Below are 20,201 nucleotides of genomic sequence, written 5' to 3'. Positions count from 1 at the left end.
GGATGTGCCGGATCGGTTTCAGATTTCACGCCGGCTTAACAAACGCCACGATCTGTCGTCCGCTGAGATCCTCCACGAGGGCTCGGACAGCGGGCTCCGAACTACTGTCATGGTCGGGCGCGCCGAACACACCCTCGAGGTGAGCAGCCAAGCTCTCCAGCATCAGCGGCCCGTCCGCGAGGGCGCGGAGCAGCTCGGAGGCCAGCTCCGAGAGCAGCAGGACCTGCTGGCCAGCCATCACCACCATCCGGCCGTCCGGTCCGGTCCAGGTGTCCTTGAGGTCGCCGATCGTGATCATCATGGTTCAGCCCTCCGACCCGGTTGCGAGCAGCCGGGCGACCAGCGGCTTGAGCTCGGCGGCGTCGCGGTAGGAGGCGCGTCGCAGCCCGCCTGCGTCCTCACACAGCGCGGCGAGGCGTTGCAGTGGGGCGTCGAGCTCGCCCAAGAAGGAGGTGTGCTCCGCGAGAAGCGCCACCCCCTCGACGGTGGGCAACCGCTCGACCGCGAACGGCTGCTCGGGCTGTCGGTCCAGCAGGAGCACCGCTGCCACACTGAGGTCGTCGCCCGGATTGACGAGGTTCAGGTCGTCCGGGGAGTGCTGCTCCTTCGCCGGACCACCCGCGCGGATGGACAGCGGCTTGGGATAGGCCACCAGGCGACCATCGGCAGTCACGGCAGCGGTCTCGTCGGTGACGTAGCCGAAGTCGCGCCCGAGGGTCCACGCGATCGTCGACTTGCCCATGCCGGAGGGCCCCACGAACAGCACGCACCGCCCCGTCGCCGGATCGGCGAGGGCACACGCGTGGAGCATCAGTAGCTCCCCGGCGCGGCGCGTCACCGCCTCGATCGTCACCTGCTGGGTCACGGCTTCCATCGCGCGCCCGAGCTCGTCGTCCTGCACCTCGGGGCCGTCGAGGTCGAGCTCGAGCGTCAGCGTCAGGTCGGCGGCAGTTGAGGAAGGCGCCAAGCAACGACTCCACGCCCTCGCGATGTCCCGCTCCAGACGTCCGGCAGCGCTCCCCACGCACTCGAGGCGGACAGCCACGTCGAGGGCCATGACCGTGGTCGCGAGCTCAGTCATTCGAGGTGCCTTCCGGGGTGTTCGTGTCGTACGCCTGCACCAGGCCTCGCCGGGTCAGGTCGGCGACGAAGCGCTGGACGTCGGGTGAGATCACATGGGGTTCTACGGCGTACTCCACGGCCAAATGCGCGACCACCTCGTCGAGCGTCCGGCTTCCGTCGAGCAGACGCCAGATGTGGGCGGCCGTGCCGGAGAGCACCACAGGAGGGTCCTGAAGGGCCGCGAGGTCGAGGAGCGCCACGCGCTCGTCGCTCTCGACGAACGCGACGTCCTCGGAGCGTCTCACTACGCCTCCCGACGACTCGGGGATCACGCCAGGGCCTTGGCCTTTCGGCCCTTGGCACGCCACCCGCGCTTGCGGCGACGCGACGAGGAGTCCTCGCCGTAGTACGACGCCTCGTAGTAGTAGTAGCCACCGGTGCTGCGCCGCGACGACTTGTTCATGATAATGCCGAGCGCCCGTCCGTTGACGGCGGAGAGGTGGCCCAGGGCCTGGGTGAGCTCGGCGTCGACGGTGCGTCCGGCGGAGATCACCACGAGGGCACCATCCGCGGCCGCGGTCAGGATCGCGGCGTCCGTCACCGGGAGCAGGGGCGGCGCGTCGACGATGACCATCGCGTGCTCGGCGAGCTGCTCGAGGAGCGCCCGCATCGCCTTGGAGCCCAGCAGCTCGCTGGGGTTGGGCGGGATCCGGCCGGCGGCCAGGACCTTCAGATTGTCGGTCACGCCAGACGGCTGGAGCGCGTCCGCCACCGAGAGCCGCCCCACCAGCACATCGGTCAGACCAATCTCCTCGTCGGCCTGGAAGGAACCGGCCACCGTCGGGCGGCGAAGGTCGCCGTCGACCAGGACCACGGGCTGACCACTCACCGCGACCGCCGCGGCCAGGTTGGCGGCCACGGTGGACTTGCCGTCGCCGGGCTGCGGGCTCGTTACCACGATCACCTTGGGCGGGCTGTCGACGTTCATGAAGATCAGGTTGGTGCGCAGCTTGCGGAACGCCTCGGACGCCTCGCGCTGGCGCTCCGCTCCGCCCCCCTCCAGGCCCTCGACGGCGAGCAGCGCGCGCTCGCCGGGGTTGCGGCCGAGCACGCCGGCCATGGGGACGCTGCCCATAACGGGTACGTTGAAGCGGTCCTCGACCGCCTTGGCGGTGCGGAGCCGCCGGTCGAGGTTGTGGCGCAGCAGCGCGTAGCCGTAACCGAGGAGCAGGCCCAGGAGCAGGGCCAGCGCCAGGTTGCGGGCCGGCTTGGGCGACACGGGAGTCGACGGCAGCTCGGCCGACTCGATGCTGATGACCCGCGGGACGCCGGCCCGCTGTGTGTTGCGCGGGTCCTCGATCTCCTGGACCTGCGTGGCGAGCGCGTCAACCCAGGCGTCGGCAAGCTTCTGCGCGCCGACCGGCGTCGAGTCCTGCGCAGTGATCTTGATCAGCACGGTGTCGAGCGGCTGCTCGACGGAGATCTGCCCGACCAGGGAGGCCGGGTCGGCGTCGAGGTGCAGGTCGTCGATGACCTGCTGGGCCGTGGCACGACTCTTGGCGATGTCGACGTACGACGTGGCGCGCGACTTCGCGAGCTCGTCGTTGATCGAGCCGAGGGCCGCGTTGGAGTTGCCCCCTGTGCTGACGAAGCCGTTGGCATCGGCGGCGTAGACCTTGGTGCGCGTGAACGTGTAGGCAGACGCACCGCCCACCACGAGCGCCGTGATGACGAGCACGCCCATCCAGTGCAGCACCAGCATCCGCAGGTGGTCACGCAGCTCCATCAGCAACACCATTCACTCGGTCGACGTTCGGGGCGAAGGCTAACCCACCGATGTCACGCCACCATTTCGCTGCGATGACGCGGACACAGGTCAGGAGGGTCATGGGCAGGAGGACGGGACGGTCTGGTCGGTCTGGCTCGAGCTGAGTCCCGGAGTGACGTCGAGACGGGCGTCGCCGGTCTGACCGCTGCCGCTCCTCATCGAGAACCGGATGGTCACGTGTCCGCCCGGTGGGAGCTCGACGTAGGCCGCCGCGGCGGGACGCCCGCCGTAGTCGACGGACCGTGCGTCGACGGCCTCACCATAGAGCAGGACTCGTCCGAGGGTGCCGCCGCGCGGCGCAAGGAGATAGACGACCAGCCCCTCGGTGCCTCGCGATGCACCCGGCAGGATGCCCCGCACGTAGTCGGGATAGGTCGCGATGTCGGACGGAGCCGACGACGAGAGCACCACGCGTCCGTGGAGGACCTGGGTGTCGTGCCGGCAGCTGTCGGATCGCACGTGCACGCGCGTGCGGAGGTAGTAGCTCATCTTGGACCCGTACTGGCCCGTGCGGTCGTTCAGGTACACACCGACCGCCGGGTCGTGGCTGCCGCCTTCGGGAAGGGCACCCTCGACGGCCGTCCCGGCGATCAGGGCCTGCTCATCCGTGTGGAACGAGTGCACCAGGAGGCGTCCTTCGTCCGCCCCCTGCTTCATCGCCTTGAGCAGCTCCTCCGGCTTGCCCGCCGAGGTAACGGCCGAGAACGCTCCCGCCCCGGCCTCCCGGAAGAAGGCGTCCTGCGCGTCGGCCCCCGGGATGCGCAGGTAGGCGCTGCTCAGCAGCTGATCGACCACGTTGTCCGAGGTCAGCGTGACCCCGGAGGCGGTGACGGGCCCCGTGGCCCGCATCAGGTAGGACAGGAGCACCGGGTCGGCACTCACGACCCCGTCGACGTCCTGGTCGAAGCGTTGCTTCCAGTGCGCCGCGAAGAGCTCGGCGTCGCGGGGGAAGTCGGGGATGGTGTTGGTGTCCACGAAGCGGGTGCCCGCACGGTCCCCGAAGAGCGCCGTCTCGGCGGGTGTCAGGGGGAGGACCGGCGCACCCAGCTCGCCGAAGGTCCTGCCGGCCACGGGGTGGGTCAGCTCGATGGCGCCGTGGTCGGCCTCGAGCAGGAACACGCTGCCCGGGAAGCCGCCAGTCGAGCGGATCTCGGCGTTGTTCTGGAGGACCAGGAGGTACTTCCGCGGGCCGTCGGCGCCCAGCATCGACGGCAGCAGCCGCACGACCTTGTCGGCGCGACCGAGGGTCTTCCTGGCCTTGGCGACGATCTCGTCGATCTGGGCGTTGGCCGAGGCGAGCGGACCGACGTAGGACGTCGGGTCGAGCCCGGCGAGCTGGGTGGCGGCGCGGTCGAAGGTCTGGCGGCTCTCGCGCACCGGCCCCTGCAGCTCCTGGATCCGGTCGACCGGGATGCGTCCCTGGTGGGGCGAGAGCTTGCCGTCGTCGAAGGACTGCACGATGTCGACCAGCGGCGCGATCCCCCGGTGGGACACCGAGTCGAGCACCGAGCTGAGCGTGTGCACGGCCGCGGCGTCGTCCCCGACCGCGGGCAGGTGACTCAGCCCGCCCCACACCGGCCCATCGGTCTGGTCGGCGGCGGCCGAGCTGTGGGCCTGGAAGTCGGCGAGCGCGACCTTTGCCCGGTCCACGTCGCGGGCGTCGAGCGCCGACTGCAGGTCGGTCGCTGCCGACTTGGCGGCGTTGAGCTCGGCGCGGACGTGCCAAGCACGCCACACGACCAGGAGGACCACGATGGCCGCCAGCAGCACGGCGACGCCGACGGCCAGGCGTGCAGGATGGCGCAGTCGCGTCGTCACGGAAGGGCTCCTCGCCGCGGTCGGTGGAGAGTCGGCGGCCAGCCTAACCGGCCGCCGACACGCGTCCGAGGCGCGGACGTCCGGATCGCGTCAGCCCATCGTGAGGGCCTTGAAGACCAAGACCATCACCACCAACAGGAGCGGGACCACGACCGCCCACTGGACCATCAGTCGCCGCCGATGCTCGTCGACCGGATTCTTGTACATCCCCCGTTGCCTTGCCATCTGTGTTGCCCTTCCACTGTTGCCCCGGCGGTTCCGGCAGAACCTTGGCACCACCGTGGCGGCTCCAGCAACGAATTCACGTCCTTGGCAGGTGAACTCGTTGTAACAAACCTCCGGCCCGCCGCGACGAGCGCGACGGGCCGGAGGTTTGGTCTGGAGCGGTCTGGACCTCAGATCGGGATGACGACCTCGGCGACCGAGCCGATCGAGGCGACCACGGTCTTGTCGACCGGCTCGGCCTTGGGGGCCAGGGTGCGGAGCGTCCACTCCCCCTCGCCGGCGAAGAACCGGAAGTGGCCGGTGGCCGAGGTGGGCACCTCGGCGGTGAACTCGCCGGTGCGGTCGAGCAGGCGCACGTAGGCGTTGCCGACCGGCTCACCGTCGCGCAGCACCTGGCCCTGGACGATCGCCTCCTTGGCGACGTTGATGCCGTCGAGCGACAGTCCGCCCTCGGTCGCGCCGCACATCAGGCGACACCCGGCTCGTCGCCGAGGGCGACGGGCACGCCGACGAGGGAGCCGTACTCGGTCCAAGAGCCGTCGTAGTTCTTGACGTTCGCCTGGCCCAGCAGCTCCTTGAGCACGAACCACGTGTGCGAGGAGCGCTCACCGATACGGCAGTAGGCGATGGTGTCCTTGCTCCAGTCGACGCCGGCCTCGGTGTAGATCGTCTTCAGCTCGTCGTCGGACTTGAAGGTGCCGTCGTCGTTGGCCGCCTTGCTCCACGGGACGCTGGCGGCGGTCGGGATGTGCCCGGCGCGCTGGGCCTGCTCCTGCGGGAGGTGGGCCGGGGCGAGCAGCCGGCCGGCGTACTCGTCGGGGCTGCGCACGTCGACGAGGTTCTGGGTGCCGATCGCGGCAACCGTCTCGTCGCGGAAGGCGCGGATCGAGGAGTCCTGCTCCTGGGCGGTGTAGGACGTCTTCTCGCGCGTGGGCAGCTCGTCGGTCAGCTCGCGGGAGTCGAGCTCCCACTTCTTGCGGCCGCCGTCGAGGAGCTTGACGTCCTGGTGGCCGTAGAGCTTGAAGTACCAGTAGGCGTAGGCGGCGAACCAGTTGTTGTTGCCACCGTAGAGGACGACCGTGTGGTCGTTGCCGACCCCGCGGTCGGACAGGAGCGCCTCGAACTGCGTCTTGTTGACGAAGTCGCGACGGACCTGGTCCTGCAGGTCGGTCGTCCAGTCGAGCTTGATGGCGCCCCGGATGTGGCCCTTGTCGTAAGCGGTGGTGTCCTCGTCGACCTCGACGAGCACGATCGACGGGTCATCGAGGTGGTCCTCCACCCACTGGGCGGTGACGAGCGAGTTCTCGCGGCTCATGTTCTTACCTTTCTGTGCACCGGTGGTGCGGTGGGGTCTGGGTGGGGTCTTGGTGGGTCGGTTGGCCAAGCGCTTGATGAGCAGATACATCTCGCAGCCGAGGCAAAACGCGAAGACCGCGTTGAGCAGGGCGGCGGCGAGGGCGAAGCCGGTGGCGACGAGGCCGACGACCGTGGCGCCGGTCAGGAACCCGACGAGCCCGACCACGGCGAAGGTCAGGCCGACCGCCTGCGCGAACCGCGGCGGCGCCGGGTCCTCGAGGTCGGACGGCGGGTCGAGCTGCGGCCGGACCAGGGTCCGGAACAGCCAGGCGTAGGGCGTGCGCGGGACCCCGAGCCCCGCACCGACCGCGAACAGCACGGCCTGGAGGGCGAGCAGCGCGACGCCGACCGGGTGCGGCGCCAGGAGCAGCACCGCCGCCAGCACCACCGACGTCAGCGCGGCCGCGAACTGCGGACCGCGCGGGTCGATGCCGGCGGTCGTGCCCGGGCTGGCGGCCCGGGGATGGCTGATGGTGGACATGTCTCTCCTGTAGGTCCTGGACGGGATCCGGGTCTCGACAAGCTCGACCACCGAAGGTCCAGCTCGCCGCACCGGGGACGGCACGGGCGCGTCACGGCTCGTCGTACGACGAAGGGCAACTCCCACGCACATTAGTCGAGTATTTGAGTCGACTAAAGCGGGGTTGGGGTGACGCGTCCCGTCAGGACATTCGACACAGCGACGAGCGCACGCGGCAGTGGTCCACTGCGCGGCGACGGGTCAGCATGGTCGAGGACATGAGAAGCACTCTAGGAGAACGCCGCCCTCGAATGCCTCATTCCATCTCGCATCATGGACGGCAGTCTCAATAAATGGACTTGCGAGGAGATGGCAACTCCAGCGCACCGTTGGACGACCAGGCCGGCGCGTCTGGGGGAGAGCTGCTTGGACGGGCAAGTCCCTAGTTGACTGCTCGGACCAGGCTGTCCGATGACCTAGCGCGAGTAGGTCGCTGTGAAGGTCGGACTCCAAGGGCGTCCGTTGATCACTGCATCTCGCGGGAGCAATGCCCGGAACTCGCGCAATGAAAGGAGTCTCGAGAACTCACCCCTCTTCCGTCGCCAACTCGGCAGCCAGTGAACGAACGCCACAGCCGTGTGCGACTCGATCGGGAACCACTTGTTGGGCGTTGTGATGACCCAGCAGCGCGACACGCGGACGTGTTCGGCGACGAACTTCCGCTGGGCTTCCTCGTCGCCGACGTGCTCAATGATCGCGTTGGACAGTGCGAAATCCACGAAGTCATCAGGGAAGGGCATAGCGCAGGCGTCCGCGATCATGAATGGGTATGGCGTGTCCTGGTGGTAGAGGTTGATGCCCATCTTCACCTCGCCCAACCCCATTATTCGATCCTCGACGATGCCGACGTTCGACCCGTCCTTTGCAGCGAGAGCACCGACCATGAGGATCGTCTTCGCGTCCTGGGCCGTCATCCAGGAGGCGATCATTTCGGCCTTCCGGTGACGATTGCGAATGCTGTACCGGGTGATGGCGCGGCGAAGCCGCGACTTCACGAAGGCCCCGAGAGTCATGCCGCGCACCGTACCCAGCAGGGAGGATGCGGGAAGAGTTCGTGCGGCTTGAACCACTCGGCACAACAATTCGGCTGGGCGACTCCGTCCATCAGCTCCGTGAGACGCACGCAGGCGCCCAGTCGCCGACTGGCGCGAGCACGCTTGCCCCCACTGTCACCTTCTCAGCTGTTCGCGGGCTTCGTCAGAGCCGCGAGCACTTGATCCTTGCGGGGAGCGCCCGCGGCGCGGCTGACCTCCACACCCCGACCGTCGAGGACGAGCGTGGTCGGCGTACGCAGGATGCCGAGGGCGCGGACGACTTCAAGATGGTGCTCGGCGTCGACCTCGACGTGCTTGACGCCCGGGACCACCGCAGCCACCTCGGACAGGGTGCGGCGGGTGGCGCGGCAGGGCGCGCAGAAGGCGGAGGAGAACTGGAGCAGGGTGGCGCGCTCCCCCGGCGCGATTGCGAGGCCATGGGTCTCGGCAAGCTCGACCACCGACGGGCGCTCGACTACCGAGGGGTTGGGGTTGCTTCTTGGCTCGCTGGGTTTCGAGACAGGCGCTAGCGCGCCTTCCTCAACCAGCGGCAGCGCGTGGGTGCCGGTGAAGCGGCCGTTGGTGGCGGCGCGGTAGAGGCCGAAGGTGAGGGCGCCGAGGACGGCGACGACGAGTACCCAGGCTCCGGCGGTCATGGTGGGGCCAACACCACGTGAGGCCGGGACATTCCGGTTACCGCGGCGTAGCATCCGTGGTGCCCAGGCGCCAGGCAGCCCACTGTCGTGGTGCCCGGGCGAGGACGGGGGTCCATCATGGGGTTCTTCACCGACCAACCGGCGTCACCGCACGCCGAGGTGCGCGGCGCGCAGCGTCGCACGACATCGCTCGCCGAGCTCGGCATCCTGGCCGCGCTCGGTCTCGTGGGCCTGGTGCTGGCGATCAAGTACGACGCCTTCGAGGGACTGCTCGAGTGGGCCGCGGACCACGACTGGCTCCAGTTCGACGAGATCTCCCTCATCGTCCTGCTCGAGAGCATCGGCCTCGCGCTCTTCGCGTGGCGCCGCTATCGCGAGGCGCAGGCCGAGACGCACCGGCTCGTCGCCGCCGAGCGGGACCTCGCGCACACGACCGAGCGCTACCGGTCCCTCTTCGAGGAGAACCCGCACGCGGTGTTCTCCCTCGACCTCGAGGGCCGCTTCCAGGACGTCAACGCCGCCGGCGTACGACTCGGGGGCAGGCCGGCGGCGGAGATGCGGGGCATGAGGTTCTCCTCGATGATCGAGCTCAAGGACCTCGATCGCGCGCGCGAGGCGTACGCCGAGGTCATGGCCCGACGCCCGCAGGAGTTCGAGGTCGGGGTGATCCACAAGGACGGCCACCACATCGACCTGCGCATCACCGGACTGCCGATCGTGGTGCACGACCAGGTGGTCGGCGTCTTCGTCATCGCCGAGGACATCACCGAGCACCAGCGGACCCGCCGCGAGCGCGACGAGGCGCTCGTCCGCGCCGAGCAGGCCAGCGAGGCCAAGTCGCTGTTCCTGGCCAACATGAGCCACGAGCTGCGTACCCCGCTGACGACCGTGCTCGGCACCACCGAGCTGCTGCTGGACACCCCGCTCGACTCGAGCCAGACGAAGTTCGTCCGGGTCGTCGAACGCCGGGGGCGCGAGCTGAGCCGGATGGTCGAGGACATCCTGGACTTCTCCCGGCTCGAGGCCCGCTCCACCCAGGTCGTGGACGTCTCCTTCGCGCTGAGCGAGGCGATCGACGGCGTCGTCGACGAAGCCCGGACCGCGGCCGAGCGTAAGGGCCTGGCCTTCACCGTCCACCTCGAGCAGTGCGTCCCCCAGCAGGTCGTCGGCGACCCCGGCCGGCTCGCGCAGGTCCTGCGGCACCTGCTGGACAACGCCGTGAAGTTCACCGACGCCGGCCGGGTCCGGCTGACCGTCACGCACGAGGACACCGAGCACCTGCTCTTCGCCGTGGACGACACCGGGATCGGCATCACTGCCGAGCACGAGGGGCGGCTCTTCGAGTCCTTCGCGCAGGCGGACCCGTCGGCGACCCGGAAGTACGGCGGCACGGGCCTGGGGCTGGCGCTCTGCCACGAGCTGGCCGTCCTGATGGGCGGCTCGATCCGGGTCGAGAGCAGCCACTGCGCGGGCAGCCGCTTCGAGCTCCGGCTGCCGCTGCGCGAGGCCTGAGCCGCGGGTCAGCTCGGACCGTCGGCGACCTCGATGTCGAACTTGGCGGTGCCGTCCTTGACCTCGGTGACGGTGACGCCCACGTCGTACTCGTCCTCGCCGACGGTCAGCGTGCACGTCATCGACGTGTCCTTGGTGGCCTCGAGGTCACCCGGGCAGCTGACGTCGTCGGGCTCCTGTCCGACCTGCGCGGCGAGCTGCGTGCTGATCTGGTCCTCGACGTCTGCCTGGGGGACGGACTTGGTCGACGAGCAGCCGGACAGGCTGGCCCCGGCCAGGGCGAGCAGGAGGGGGACGGCGGCGAACCTGCGCATGCGGACAGCCCTTCGGTCGGTGAAGGGCCATCCCAGCACCCACGGCGTACGCCGGTGACCGGAATGCGTACGCCGCGCGGGCTGGTCCAGTCGGGCGTGTCAGCCGCCGGCGAACGGCGGGAGGAACTCCACCGACGAGCCCGGCGGGACCATCACCTCGGCGGGGTCCTCGGCGGTGACGGGACGGTCGCCAAGCAGCGCCGAGCAGACCTGGAGCACGTCGGCCAGGCGGGTGCCGGGGTGCAGCGCGACGACGCGGGTGAGCACCTCGGAGAGCGAGATCGGGCCGTCGACGGGCAGGTGGTCGGCGTCCACGCCGGCGGCCGACTTGGCCGAGGCCCAGTAGCGGACGCGGATGGCCTGCGTCTCATCCACGCTCGAACTGCCGCTCATGACGCTCATATTTCGGTATTCTTGCCGATCAACAACCAGACCGAGGCCCAGCGCTGCGTTTCGGTCCCCGCCCGTCACCGGGAGGAGACCCACTTGTGAGCACCCTGCTGCTTCTGACGAGCGCCCTGCAGCCGTCCGCCGAGGTGCTCCCCGGTCTGGCGCTCCTGGGCCATCAGGTCAAGATCCTCCCGTCCGAGGGCAGCGCGCTGCTCGAGGCCCCCGAGTCCGACCTGCTGCTGGTCGACGGCCGCCAGGAGCTCGCCCACGCGCGGGACCTGTGCCGCCTGATCCGCACCACCGGCACCGACGTCCCCGTCCTCCTCATCGTCACCGAGGGCGGCCTGGCCGTCGTCACCCACGACTGGGGCATGGACGACGTCGTGCTGCACACCTGCGGCCCCGCCGAGCTCGAGGCCCGGATCAAGCTCGCCATCGGCCGGCTCAACGCCCGCCGCGACGCCGACGACCCCGAGTCGCACGTGATCCGGTCGGGCGAGGTCGTGGTCGACGAGGCGACGTACACCGCCAAGATCGGCGGCCGGCCGCTGGACCTGACGTTCAAGGAGTTCGAGCTCCTCAAGTTCCTCGCGCAGCACCCCGGCCGCGTCTTCAGCCGCCAGCAGCTCCTGCAGGAGGTGTGGGGCTACGACTACTTCGGCGGCACCCGCACCGTCGACGTGCACGTACGTCGCCTCCGCGCCAAGCTCGGCCCCGAGAACGAGACGCTGATCGGGACGGTCCGCAACGTCGGCTATCGGTTCGTGCTGCCGGCCAAGGAGGCCGCGGCCAAGGCCGACGCCGCCACGCCGGCACGGGCCGAGCTCGACGCCTGAGCCTGGTCGAGTCGGCGCAACTGCCGCCCACGACGAGCGAGGCCCCGACCGTCACCGGTCGGGGCCTCGTCGTGTCGCCCTGGGTCAGCCCACCCACGGGCGAGCGGCCGCTGCGGCCGCCGCCCGGTGGTGGTGCTTCGTCGTGACGACCAGGCGCACGGACCGGGAGGTGGCCCGGGCGCTGTCATCGCCGGCGACGTACCGCAGCCGGAGGTGGTGCACCCCCGTCGCGAGACCCCGCAGGCCGAGCTTCACCAGACCCGCCTTCGCCGCACCCAACGGAAGGGTGCGGACCACGCGCTGGCCGTCGAGGACGGACACCGTGCCCACCGGCGAAGCCACGCCGTCGACCCGGACGCGCCCCGTGAGGTGCGCGACCTGGCCGCGGAGGATCCGCGCCGACTGGAGACGCGCGGTCGCCGTGGCCGGCAGCCGGGAGACGAGCACCGAGGCGCTCATCGCCTCACCCGCGGCGTGGCCGGCCCGCGTGGCGCGCACCGTCACCGCCAGGGTGCGGTGGGCGTCGGCCAGGCCGACGACGTACGTCGCCTGGTCGGCTCCCGTGATCGGAGCACCGTCGCGGGTCCACTGGTAGGCGTAGGCTAGGTCGGGCTGGTCCCACTCACCCGAGGTCGCCGCGAGGGTCTCCCCCGCCAGCGCCGTGCCGGTCACCGACGGGGCCACCGAAGCCTCCGGCGCGTCACCCTCGACGGCCCGGACTCCCACACCGGTCACGTGACCGGTGTCGTGCCCGGTCAGGGCACCGGCCCAACGCACGCTCACGAGGTGGCCGAGGTCGGCCGCCCGCACGGTGTACGTCGCACCAGTGGCGTCCGCGATCGGAGCGTCGTCGACGTACCACTGGGTCGTGGTCATCACGCCCTCCAGCGACCAGGTCGGCTGGGGTGCGGTGAGCACCGTGTCGACCTTGCCCGAGCCGACCAGCGTCGGCACCGTCGCGACGGTCGGGGCGGAGGTGTCGGCACCCGTGCCGCCACCGCCACCGCCGGTGCCACCGCCGCCACCACCGCCGCCGCCGCCGGCAGCCGGGACGGCCACCGTCGAGGACGTCGCCGACGCGCTGGCGAAGTCGACGGGAGCGCCGCGACCACCCTCCTGGACGTACTGCGGACGCTGCGCCGTCTGGCGCACCGACAGCGCGTGCCCGGCGTCGGCCGAGGTCACCTGGTAGGTCGACCCGGTCGCGTTGGCGATCGGCTGGCCGTCACGCAGCCACTGGACGGCGACCGCGAAGGGCGCACCCCAGCTGCTGGTGTCGGTGCTCAGCGTGGAGCCGACAGCAGGCGACCCGGTCACCGAGGCGGTGCCCGTGGGCGCCGCCGCGGTGCAGGTGAGCTTCACCAGCAGGTCGACGCGCGCCGGCGGGACCTGCATCGGGTCGGTGGACGCCGTGGCGCAGCCCGAAGCGGCCGCCTTGACGCGGTACCACCCCTCCGTGACGTCCCACTGGAAGCCGCCGTTCGCCCCCGTGGTGCTCGGGTTGGCGCGGTTGTCCTCCGACATGATCGGCGAGCCGTTGGGCACCGGAGCGAACGGTCCACCCGCGGAGTCGGACCGCGACAGCGTCGCGGTGGCCCCGTCGATCGGCCGACCGTACTGGTCGGTGATCGTGCCCGACGGGTCGATGTAGACCGCCACGCTGGTCGGCGGGGTGTTCGGCGCACAGTCCGCGGGGACGTTCGTGGAGATCACGATGTCGCCGTGGCTGGGGTAGAACGCCGGGATGGAGGCGGAGTACGTCGCCAGCCCGTCCCCGCCGGCCGTGCCCTGGACCAGCGGTGCCGTCCGGGACGCGGTGCCGTCGGAGAACGTCACCGTGTAGGTCGGCAGCGCGATGCCCGCACACCCAGTCACCTGGAAGTCCTGGGCCTGCTGCCAGTACACGACCGGCGTGCCACCGATGTTCCAGGTGGACGTCGGGATCGAGACGTTCGCCGGCGGAGGCGTCGGCTTGGTGAGGTTGACCGTCACGTCCGTCGTCGCCCCCCGCGCCAGCGTGGTGCCGCGCCACTCGGCTGAGTGGTGGGTGTTGTCGGCGGGGTAGACGTAGACGGCGTACCGGGTGTTGGCCAGGGCCATGCCCGAGAAGTCGCCGTGCTGGTCGGTGCTGCCCCACAGGCAGGTCCACGTGACCTCGTCACAGGCCGTGACGGAGGCACCCGCGAGAGCCGACTGGTCGTCGGCGTCACGCACGTGGACCGTCATCGGGCTCAGCTCCGCGTCGGCAGGGATCACCGGGCCGGCGGAGGCCGACGCCGTGCCGTCGCGGTGACCCTCGGCGCTGGCGTGGACCACGACGGTGACGTACCCGCCCCGGTCGGAGGCGTCGGGCGTGAACGTCGACCCGACTCCCTTGCTGCGGCCGTCGACGAACCACTGGTAACCGAACTCGGCCTCGTGGCTCCAGGTGCCCGGGTCGACCGTCAGCGTCTGACCGACCTGCGGCGTGCCCTCGATGGACGGCTCCGTGGTGGTCGTGAGGAGCGGCATCCGCGGCGCACGCACGGCCGGCGAGGTCTCGACGATCGTCCCGTGGTTCGGGGCCGTCGCCGTGACCTGCACGGACAGCAGCTGACCGGCGTCACTGCCGGTCGGCTGGTACGACGTGGCGGTCGCGCCGTCGATGCTGTGGCCGTTGCGGCGCCACTGGTAGGCCAGCGCCACGTCGTCCGCAGCCAACCCGTCGCCGGGCATCCACTCGCCCGAGCCGGCAGTCAGCAGGTCGCCGTACGCCGGAGTGCCGGGGGTGATCCTCGGCTCGAGGCCCGTGACCGCGGGTGCGCCCTGGCTGATCAAGATCCGGCCGTAGCGCACCGCGATCCGGTGGCCCGGCAGGTAGCCCTCGACCTCCACGGTGATCGGACGCTTGTAGTCATCGGCGGTCACGGTGTAGGTGGCACCGCTGCCGACGACCGTGTCATCACGCCCGGCCAGCCAGGTGTAGATCAGGTCGACGTCACCGGTCTCGACACCGTGGATCGTCCACGGGTCGGAGATCGCCGTCAGGGTGCTGCCGACCGCCGGGCGCCCGGCGATCCGGGTCCAACCGCCGTCGGGCGCGGCTCCGTTGGTCACGAGCCCGCTGAAGTGGAAGACGTAGCGGCCGTCGGGCTGCCCGTCGGTGTGTCCCGACACGAGTGCGTGGGCGCCACCGTCGCGGTAGCCGCCGTCCTCCCAACCGGGGATGTAGCGCGCCGAGGAGCCGTGACGGCGCAGGCCGTCGGCCCAACCGGCGGGCTGGGACGCGGTCGTGACCGTGTCGTAGTTGTAGGTGACGTCGAACGCGCCGCCGTCCTTGGCGGTGACGAAGGCCTGGACCACGTCGCTCGCCCCGTCGGGCGTGACACCGAAGTCACCGCGGGTGCGGACGTCCCAACCATGGCGGACCCACTGCGCGCAGAGGGTGTCGCCGTCGGCCGAGACGCCCCACGTGCGCTGGTCGGCCCAGATGCCGGGAAGAGGTGCCAGCGCCACCGCGGAGTCGTCGACGAGGGACCCGTACTCCCCGTCCTCGACGCTGATCACGCCGTCGTACCCGATGAAGAGCGGGACGTCGTGGAAGGTGGTCTCGTTCGAGTGCTGCTGCGACAGGCAGTAGTCCTCCTGCTGGCCGGCGACCGTCCCGACCGAGCCCCAGTCGGGGGTCATCGTCAGGTCGTGGGTCAGGCCCTCACCGGCCACCGCGACCGCGTCGGCGTCCTCGGCCGGGTGGCTGAGGAGGCCGCTCCGGTCGGCCCAGAACATCAGGCTGCTGTCGGGCGCGACCCTGACCTCGTAGTGGCCCTGCTCGTCGGTCGTGGCGTAGACGTCACGGCGGCGGGTGAGGTGCGCGCCGTCCTCGGAACCCGACGTGTGGGTCTCCCCCACGTCGACCCGGACATCCGCCAGAGGGGCGCCGGTCGGCGTGTTGACGGTGCCCGAGACAGCAACGCCCCTGCTCAGCTCGAGTGCCGGCGCGGTCACGACGCCACCCTCGCCCATCTCGACGACGCCGGCGGCGTTCTGGACCAGTGGCGCATCGGTGCCTCCGATCCAGGTCGTCACGTAGCGCTGGTCGGACGACCACGGGTAGTTCGTGGCCGCGACGGCGTACGACCCGGCCGGGACGCCGGTGAACGCGTAGTGCCGTCCCGTCACCCACTGCTCGTTGAACCAGACGAACTTCTGGTCCGTGTCATCCCAACGCCAGAGCTCGACGTCCGTCTGACCCGCGACGGCCTCGCCATCGGCGGTGCTGACCACGCCCCGGAGGACGCTGTCGCGCAGCGACAGGACCAGGTCGTCGACTGCGATGCTGGCGGCATCCAGGGTGTAGTCCTCCGAGCTGGCCGGGAGCAGACCCTGGTCGTCCGCCGAGGCGTCGACCGACACGGTGTCGTAGGAGTAGAACCCGAGGTCGGGAAGGGCGAAGGTGTAGCGCCCCTGGTCGTCGGTCGTGGTCGAGCCCAGTTCACTGTGTCCACAGATCGTGCACCAGGAATAGCCCGCGTCGAGGGTGACGTCGGCGTCAGCGACGGGACCCTGGGAGTCGACGACCCGTCCGGCGACCATGTCGGGCTCGCCCAGGTCGATCTCTGCCCGCGTGTCCTCCGATCCGACGGAGATCGTCGCCGGGTCGTCGAGGCCAGCGGGACGCTGCCCGCCGTACCACGCACGGCGGGTTGTCGTGCCGTCCGAGATCGTCGCCCGGACGGCGTAGCGACCCGGGCTCACCGAGAACGCGACCTCGCCCATGTCGGAGCCGGACCGCCCGGCGTACATCAGCAGCTGCGGCGCGCCGTACCGCTCGGACCAGCGATAGACCTCGATGGTCGTGTGGTCCGACGACCCATTGAGGGCGATCCGCAGGTTTGCCATGGCGACCATGGCGAGGTCAGGAAGAACGGTGCGGTCACCCTCGACGACGAACGCACCATCGGCGTCCTCGACGGGCTGCGGCGCGTCATCGTTGTTCGGGGTCATGTAGGAGCGCTGGTTCCTCCAGTCGTCCGACCTCGCGGCGATGACGTAGCGCCCCGGGGCGACCCCGGTGAAGGCATACCGTGACGACCTCGTGCTGACCCGGTCCGTCCAGTCCCAGCCCTCGCCCGACCAGCGGTAGAGGACGAGCGAGGTCTCGCCGTAGAAGCCCTCCGGAAGGCCAAGGGCCCCTCGGACAACCCCGGAGAAGCGCTCCAGGACGACCGGGTCGAGAGCTGCGGGGTCGGTGAACCGGTGCGCCGACGTGTCCGAGTCACCGCCGCCCGCGTACGCCGAGCTGTAGCCGATCTCGCTGCCGTCCACCTTGATCGCGAACTGGTGGTAGCGCTTCAGGTCGCGTGCCGAGAGCGCGACACCGTAGTGCCCCTGGGCGTCCGTCTGGCTCTTCCCGACCCATCGGCCGCGGGATCCGGGGGTCCGGAACCCGTAGAGAGTCACGTCGGCGCCGTCCACCGGAGTGGTGTCACCGTCGACGACGGTTCCGCTGAAGGCCGGCTGGGTCAGCGCGAGGTGGATCGTTCCGGCGTCCAGCGAATCCGACGCGACGGTGACGAGATCGGCGTGGGTCGGGTCCGTGGTGTCGCCGAGCTAGGTCAGAACGCCGGTGGACCAGTCGTAGGCGCCGACGAGGTAGTCGCCCGAGGCCACACGGCCACTCCAGACACCCGAGTCCAGCGAAGCGAGCGACCTCACGTAGGTGACGCTCCCGTCCTCGTGACGACGCATGACCTGGACGCCCGTGTCGTTGGTGACCGGGACGCCGGCAGCATCGACGACGTGCACGCGCAGGCGCGGGGAGTCGTCCGCCCCGGCCCGGATCGTCAGGGGCTCGACCCCCGTCGAGTCGACGTGGAAGGTGCGGGCCGCGTCGGGGTCGAGCGTGTCCCCGAGGAACAACGCGTCGTAGTCGCCGTTCCAGTCGGCGTACGGGGTCGCCGACACCGTGTAGTCGTAGCCGGGGAGTGCGTTGACGACGAGATGACCGCCGTCGCTGGTGTAGGCGGAGTTGACGTACTCGAGGTCGCCGGGGCCGTTCACGAAGTACAGCGAAACCGCGGCGCCGTAGGGGCTCTCGCCGTGAGGCCCGACGACCGTGACGTCGATCGGAACGCCCGTGACGACGTGGACGGTCGGCACCGTCAGGGCCTCGTCGGTGTGGGCGATCGGGAAGGTGGTCGCCGCACTCAGGGTGGGGGCGTCACCGAGGAACGTGAGCGGGAGGCCGGTCCAGTCTCCGTCGGCGTCGTAGCTGGCGTTCACCTGGACGGTGTAGTTGTGCCCGCGCACCACGTTGGCAAAGGCGTAGTGGCCGGCCTCGTCGGTGGTCGCGGAGTCGATCCACGATCCGTAGCCGCCGGAGTAGGACCGGATGAGCGAGACCGAGGCGCCGGGCAGCGCGGCCCCGTCGGGACCGGTCACGAGACCGGTCACGGGGATCCCGGCCTCGGCGTACATCGTGACGTCGTCGAGGGTGACGGTGTCCCCGTCGGCAACCGTCACCGTGTCGCCGGCGCCACCGCCGTAGAAGACGGTCTGGAGCGGCCGGTCGGCGTCATCGAGGCTGGAGAACCGGACCAGGAAGGTTCCCGCCGGCACGTGCAGCGTGTAGGCACCGTGCGAGCTCACGTCACCGACCTCGTAGGTCAGGTCGCTCGCGACCGGCTCAGCACCGGGGTCCTCGGACGAGAACGCCTCGACCTGGACGTTGTCGAGCGCGTGGCCGCGCTCGCCGTAGACGACGCCCTGGATCACCGAGGTGGCCTCGGCGTCCGGAGCGATCCCGCGGGTCGCGGGACGGACGTTCGGGTCGTGGTGCGTCCGCGCCCTAGGAGCGGCAGAGGCCGCAGCCCCCACCCCCATGGCGAACATGGTCACGACCAGCGTGAGTGAGAGGGCGCGGCTGAGCGCGCGCAACAGCGACGACAATTGATATTCCCCCGTGGAATGTCGCAAGCGAGTAGCCGGAGACCCGGCCGGCGCATCTCATCGGTTCCTGCGTGACTCGCGTGCCGGATGTGCCAGGAATAGTCCGAACGGACTACGTTCTCGGTCTGGACCAGCAGGGGTTCGCGGTGCTGTGCGTCAGGCGAGCCCGAGCAGCGCCCGCGCCTCGGCGGGGGTCGCCGGGGTGCGCTGGGCGAGCGCGGCCAGCGCCACGGCCCGCTCGACGAGCTGGGCGTTGCTCTCGACGGGCACGCCGCGGCTGATGGTCAGCACGTCCTCCATGCCGACTCGCAGGTGGCCGCCCTTGGAGAGCGCGGCCAGGGCGACGGCGAGGGTGGAGCGACCGATGCCGGTGGCCGACCAGGAGGTCACCTCCGGCGGCATCGAGGCGACGGCGGCGACCAGGGAGTCGGCGGTGCCGTCCATGCCGCCCGGCACGCCCATGACGAGGTCGCAGTGCACGCGGCCGCCGTACGGCAGGCCGTAGCGGTCGATCAGCCGCCGCAGCGCGTGCACCTGCCCGAGGTCGAACAGCTCGAACTCCGGCACCACCTCGCGCTCCTGGCTGAGCTGGTAGAGCTCGCACACGAACGGCCACGGGTTGGAGAAGACGTCGTCGCCGAAGTTGGTGGTGCCCATCGTCAGGCTGCACGAATCGGGACGGGCGTCGAGGACCTTGAGGCGGTCCTCGAGCGGGTCGTGGACCGAGCCGCCGGTGGAGAGCTGGACGACGAGGTCGGTGGCCTCGTGCAGCGCCTCGACCGTCGCGGTCAGCCGGCCGAGGTCGAGCGTGGGGCGGTGGTCGTCGTCGCGGATGTGCACGTGGATCATCGCGGCGCCGGCGGCCTGGCACTCCTGCGCGGTGGCGACCAGCTCCTCGAGCGTGGTCGGCAGCTGCGGGCAGTCGGCCTTGGCGGTCTCGGCGCCCGTGGGGGCGACGGTGATCAGGATGCGGTCGGCGGGCACGGCGGTCACGCGGGCATCCTGCCAGAGTGGGTCTCGGCAGGCTCGACCACCGAGCCCTTTTCACGGGAGGTCCTTGCGTTGCGAGCCGTGGTCCAGCGAGTTCTTGCGGCATCGGTCACGGTCGACGGGAAGATCGTCGGCGCGTTCGAGGAGCCGGGGCTGCTCGTCTACCTCGGCGTCACGCACGACGACGGCGCGGCGGAGATCGCCTGGATTGCCCGCAAGATCTGGGAGACCCGCCTGCTGCGTGACGAGCAGTCCGCGTCCGACGTGGGTGCGCCGGTGCTGGTGGTCAGCCAGTTCACGCTGTACGGCGACGCCCGCAAGGGCCGGCGTCCCACGTGGCAGGCCGCGGCGCCCGGCCCGGTCAGCGAGCCAGCGTACGACGCGGTGTGCTCGGCCCTCGTGGAGCTCGGTGCGCGGGTCGAGCGCGGTGTCTTCGGGGCCGACATGCGGGTCGCCTCGGTCAACGACGGCCCGATCACGCTGATCCTGGAGCGGTAGCGCCTCACGCCCGCCGGGCGCGGGTGATCAGCCGCAGCTTCGAGGCGGCCGCCGGGTTGACCTTGCGCACCTCGCGACTCCGCCGCGGGAGCAGGGTGACCAGCGCCCACAGCGCCATCGCGAGCACGAAGACGGCGAGGACGAGCCACCCGAGCGGGGTGCCGTAGGCGAGCCCGGCACCGACGCCGGCGGTGCCGGTCGCGGCGAGGGTGGAGTGCTGTCCGTACATGGTGTC

18 protein-coding genes and 1 pseudogene are annotated in these 20,201 nt (G+C 70.6%); 3 read left to right on the top strand and 16 right to left on the bottom strand.

All coding sequences use genetic code 11. The annotated features are described in order from the left end of the window. Positions 1-25 precede the first annotated feature (25 nt). The 10 genes and pseudogenes from EJF31_RS13150 to EJF31_RS13110 form a co-directional block, all read right to left on the bottom strand. Positions 26-301: a hypothetical protein gene (locus tag EJF31_RS13150; RefSeq protein WP_125037458.1), complete on the bottom strand. Its 276-nt coding sequence runs from the start codon at positions 299-301 to the stop codon at positions 26-28. A gap of 3 nt (positions 302-304) precedes the next feature. Next, positions 305-967, bottom strand: coding sequence for an ATP-binding protein (locus EJF31_RS13145; RefSeq protein WP_125037457.1), 663 nt, complete (start codon positions 965-967; stop codon positions 305-307). A gap of 106 nt (positions 968-1,073) precedes the next feature. Continuing rightward, the gene (locus EJF31_RS13140; RefSeq protein ID WP_185736245.1) at positions 1,074-1,367 is read right to left on the bottom strand and encodes a PqqD family protein; all 294 of its coding nucleotides are present in this window, start codon (positions 1,365-1,367) and stop codon (positions 1,074-1,076) included. Between the two features lie 23 nt (positions 1,368-1,390). Further along, positions 1,391-2,848: a polysaccharide biosynthesis tyrosine autokinase gene (locus EJF31_RS13135; RefSeq protein WP_185736244.1), complete on the bottom strand. Its 1,458-nt coding sequence runs from the start codon at positions 2,846-2,848 to the stop codon at positions 1,391-1,393. Positions 2,849-2,947: 99 nt separating this feature from the next. Further along, positions 2,948-4,708: a DUF4012 domain-containing protein gene (locus EJF31_RS13130; protein WP_125037454.1), complete on the bottom strand. Its 1,761-nt coding sequence runs from the start codon at positions 4,706-4,708 to the stop codon at positions 2,948-2,950. Positions 4,709-5,103: 395 nt separating this feature from the next. Next, complete coding sequence (locus EJF31_RS13125) at positions 5,104-5,400, bottom strand: DUF1416 domain-containing protein (RefSeq protein WP_125037453.1); 297 nt, start codon at positions 5,398-5,400, stop codon at positions 5,104-5,106. Further along, the gene (locus EJF31_RS22140; protein ID WP_221767584.1) at positions 5,400-6,248 is read right to left on the bottom strand and encodes a sulfurtransferase; all 849 of its coding nucleotides are present in this window, start codon (positions 6,246-6,248) and stop codon (positions 5,400-5,402) included. Before EJF31_RS22140 ends, EJF31_RS13125 begins: the two co-directional genes overlap by 1 nt. Positions 6,249-6,329: 81 nt before the next feature. After that, positions 6,330-6,770, bottom strand: a pseudogene (locus EJF31_RS22135) (DUF4395 domain-containing protein); the annotation flags it as partial. A 455-nt stretch (positions 6,771-7,225) separates the two neighbouring features. Beyond that, a complete protein-coding gene (locus EJF31_RS13115; protein ID WP_125037451.1) occupies positions 7,226-7,822 on the bottom strand; it encodes a methyltransferase domain-containing protein in 597 nt (198 codons plus the stop codon). A gap of 164 nt (positions 7,823-7,986) precedes the next feature. After that, positions 7,987-8,499, bottom strand: a complete 513-nt coding sequence (locus EJF31_RS13110) for a thioredoxin family protein (RefSeq protein WP_125037450.1) — start codon at positions 8,497-8,499, stop codon at positions 7,987-7,989. A gap of 117 nt (positions 8,500-8,616) precedes the next feature. Between EJF31_RS13110 and EJF31_RS13105 the strand changes: the two genes are divergently transcribed. Beyond that, positions 8,617-10,011, top strand: a complete 1,395-nt coding sequence (locus tag EJF31_RS13105; RefSeq protein WP_125037449.1) for a HAMP domain-containing sensor histidine kinase — start codon at positions 8,617-8,619, stop codon at positions 10,009-10,011. Between the two features lie 8 nt (positions 10,012-10,019). On the opposite strand, the gene EJF31_RS13100 is transcribed toward EJF31_RS13105, so the two are convergent. Both EJF31_RS13100 and EJF31_RS13095 read right to left on the bottom strand, forming a co-directional pair. Further along, complete coding sequence (locus EJF31_RS13100; protein ID WP_125037448.1) at positions 10,020-10,325, bottom strand: DUF4333 domain-containing protein; 306 nt, start codon at positions 10,323-10,325, stop codon at positions 10,020-10,022. Between the two features lie 99 nt (positions 10,326-10,424). Further along, the gene (locus EJF31_RS13095) at positions 10,425-10,718 is read right to left on the bottom strand and encodes a MoaD/ThiS family protein (protein WP_125037447.1); all 294 of its coding nucleotides are present in this window, start codon (positions 10,716-10,718) and stop codon (positions 10,425-10,427) included. A gap of 95 nt (positions 10,719-10,813) precedes the next feature. Here EJF31_RS13095 and EJF31_RS13090 point away from each other — a divergent pair, with 95 nt between their 5' ends. Continuing rightward, positions 10,814-11,551: a response regulator transcription factor gene (locus EJF31_RS13090; RefSeq protein ID WP_125037446.1), complete on the top strand. Its 738-nt coding sequence runs from the start codon at positions 10,814-10,816 to the stop codon at positions 11,549-11,551. 84 nt (positions 11,552-11,635) lie between these two features. On the opposite strand, the gene EJF31_RS13085 is transcribed toward EJF31_RS13090, so the two are convergent. From EJF31_RS13085 to EJF31_RS13075, 3 genes are all read right to left on the bottom strand, one after another. After that, positions 11,636-16,990 carry a carboxypeptidase-like regulatory domain-containing protein gene (locus EJF31_RS13085; RefSeq protein WP_125037445.1) on the bottom strand — a complete coding sequence of 1,785 codons (5,355 nt, stop codon included), beginning with the start codon at positions 16,988-16,990 and terminating at the stop codon, positions 11,636-11,638. Between the two features lie 150 nt (positions 16,991-17,140). Beyond that, positions 17,141-18,478, bottom strand: coding sequence for a carboxypeptidase-like regulatory domain-containing protein (locus EJF31_RS13080; protein ID WP_125037444.1), 1,338 nt, complete (start codon positions 18,476-18,478; stop codon positions 17,141-17,143). Positions 18,479-18,634: 156 nt separating this feature from the next. Continuing rightward, entirely contained in the window at positions 18,635-19,471 is an 837-nt protein-coding gene (locus EJF31_RS13075) for a 3-keto-5-aminohexanoate cleavage protein (protein WP_125037443.1), read from the bottom strand. Between the two features lie 69 nt (positions 19,472-19,540). Here EJF31_RS13075 and dtd point away from each other — a divergent pair, with 69 nt between their 5' ends. Further along, the gene (dtd, locus tag EJF31_RS13070) at positions 19,541-19,966 is read left to right on the top strand and encodes a D-aminoacyl-tRNA deacylase (protein ID WP_125037442.1); all 426 of its coding nucleotides are present in this window, start codon (positions 19,541-19,543) and stop codon (positions 19,964-19,966) included. A gap of 4 nt (positions 19,967-19,970) precedes the next feature. Here the strand turns inward: dtd and EJF31_RS13065 are convergent, their stop codons facing one another. Next, positions 19,971-20,195 carry a hypothetical protein gene (locus tag EJF31_RS13065; protein ID WP_125037441.1) on the bottom strand — a complete coding sequence of 75 codons (225 nt, stop codon included), beginning with the start codon at positions 20,193-20,195 and terminating at the stop codon, positions 19,971-19,973. Positions 20,196-20,201: the final 6 nt, after the last annotated feature.

The organism is Nocardioides sp. LS1 (assembly GCF_003865225.1).
Classification (GTDB): Bacteria; Actinomycetota; Actinomycetes; order Propionibacteriales; family Nocardioidaceae; genus Nocardioides; species Nocardioides ginsengisegetis.
This window is presented reverse-complemented; position numbering and strand designations above follow the sequence as displayed.